At 44.7% G+C, this 2,090-nt stretch carries 2 protein-coding genes; one reads left to right on the top strand and one right to left on the bottom strand.

Features of this window, described 5'->3' with window-relative positions; genetic code table 11:
• Positions 1-153: 153 nt before the first annotated feature.
• Positions 154-900 carry a lysophospholipid acyltransferase family protein gene (locus CHX27_RS00305; protein ID WP_094484798.1) on the bottom strand — a complete coding sequence of 249 codons (747 nt, stop codon included), beginning with the start codon at positions 898-900 and terminating at the stop codon, positions 154-156.
• A gap of 72 nt (positions 901-972) precedes the next feature.
• Between CHX27_RS00305 and trpS the strand changes: the two genes are divergently transcribed.
• Positions 973-1,983: a tryptophan--tRNA ligase gene (gene trpS, locus CHX27_RS00300; protein ID WP_094484797.1), complete on the top strand. Its 1,011-nt coding sequence runs from the start codon at positions 973-975 to the stop codon at positions 1,981-1,983.
• The last annotated feature ends 107 nt before the right edge of the window (positions 1,984-2,090 follow it).

The following is a 2,090-nucleotide window of genomic DNA, read 5'->3' as shown; positions in this document are numbered from 1 at the left end:
GTGACGTGGTTTGAAACGGCGACCGAACGGAAGCCCGTTTGAAACCTACGGAACGTTTGCGGTTGGAACGACTATTGCAACGAACGGCGCGACCCTGACCGTTACGGAACTTTCCAGAAAACGTTTGGGAAGGGTTACGCCCAAAAAACAACGCTAATTCTCGGCTTGGTAGCGCTTTAACTCACCTTCGATGATTTGAAACGACTGCTCTTTGAGCGCCTTCTTGTCGTCTTGCGTTAAGCCACTTGTCGGCAAGGCGCGGTGAACGGTAACGCGCATAACACCCGGACTTCCGGAGAAAAAAGTATAAGAAAAACGTTTTTTATTGTCGGCAAACGTAAGCGGTAAAATCGGAATTTGGTGATCAATCGCCAATCGAAACGCCCCGTCTTTAAACTCGTCCAACAAAACTGATTCGTCGTCGGGAACACCACCCTCCGGAAAAATACATATGCTTAAGCCTTGATTTAATCGGCTTTGTGCGCGTTTAAAAACCTCGCCCCGACTTTTCGAGCTGTTGCGATCGACCAAAATGCAGGTACGCTTGTAGAAAAATCCGAACAAGGGAATGTTTACTAGTTCTTTCTTACCTACAAACACAAACGGGTTTCGAATTGTACTGAGCATGAGCATAATGTCGGTCATTGACGTATGGTTGGCAATAAACATATAACTTTTGCCTTGCTCGGGCGCTTCGTGAAAAACAACCTTTGGATAAAAACCCATACCAAACAGAATGACCTTTGCCCAGATGCGCGCCATCACAAAAAAGTACGGATACCAGCTTTCTTTACAGATAGACAACAGCAAAAACGGCAGCATAAGTAAAATAGGCAAGGCTATTAGAATGTAAAAATAGATGCGCCAAAGCAGTATCAGAAAGTTTTTGAAATACCTCATCGGTCAAAAATAAGCAAAGCAAATCATTAAAAAGTAGTTTTTGAACTCTCAAAAAAATGGCATCTTTGCGCTATGGAAAATCAGGAGAAACGCATACTCACCGGAATTCAAAGTACCGGAACGCCGCATTTAGGTAATTTATTGGGCGCCATATTGCCTGCGATAAAAATGTCTGAAGAAAATTCGGCGCCTTCGTACCTTTTTATAGCCGATTTACACTCGATCACGCAAATTAAAGACGCCGAAACCTTGGGCGCAAATACGTTATCGACTGCTGCCGTTTGGTTAGCCTGTGGTTTAAATACCGATAAGGTTGTGTTTTACCGCCAATCGGACGTGCCTATGGTAACCGAACTTACGTGGTACCTGAACTGCTTTTTCCCTTTTCAGCGACTTACGCTAGCGCATTCGTTTAAAGATAAATCGGATCGTTTGGAAGATGTAAACGCCGGACTTTTTGACTACCCGATTTTAATGGCTGCCGACATTTTGTTGTACGACGCTACACACATTCCGGTTGGTAAAGATCAGTTGCAACACATCGAAATTGCCCGCGATGTAGCGTCGCGATTTAACCATCAAATGGGCGAAACTTTTGTGCTGCCTACAGCTACGATGCAGCAAGAAGCGAACTACGTTCCGGGAACTAATGGTGGAAAAATGAGCAAATCGGCCAACAACGTCATAAATATTTTTACCGACGATAAGGCATTGCGCAAGCAAGTTATGCAAATCGAAACCGATAGTACGCCTTTGGAAGCGCCTAAAAATCCGGATACGTGTAAAATTTTCGCGATTTATAAATTATTGGCAAGTCCGGAACAAATTGAAACGATGCGCGTAAATTATGAAAACGCCAGCGGCACTTATGGGTACGGACATGCAAAACAAGCGTTATACGAGCTCATGCTCGACGTATTCGGACCGATTCGAACGCGCTACAACGAACTTATGGCCAATCCGGACTCGGTAGAGCAAGAATTGTTAAAAGGTGCTGAGAAAGCACGCGCTACGGCTCAAGAAGTGCTCGCGCGGGCACGTGCAAAACTAGGTTTTCGTGCGTCATTCTCTCCCGGAAGTTAGGTCTGCAAAGCGATATTTGCTCACAGAATACACAGATTTACACAAAAATGCAAGAAAAATTCCGTGAGTTTCGGTGTTTTCTGTGCGCAGTGTTTGCTCACAGAACA

It is taken from the genome of Flavobacterium aurantiibacter (assembly GCF_002251775.1).
In the GTDB taxonomy this organism is placed as follows: Bacteria; Bacteroidota; Bacteroidia; order Flavobacteriales; family Flavobacteriaceae; genus Flavobacterium; species Flavobacterium aurantiibacter.
This window is presented reverse-complemented; position numbering and strand designations above follow the sequence as displayed.

Excerpts from the sequence above, each read along its gene's own strand:
- CHX27_RS00305 (WP_094484798.1), bottom strand. The coding sequence starts at position 900 with ATGAGGTATTTCAAAAACTTTCTGATACTGCTTTGGCGCATCTATTTT.
- trpS (WP_094484797.1), top strand. The coding sequence starts at position 973 with ATGGAAAATCAGGAGAAACGCATACTCACCGGAATTCAAAGTACCGGA.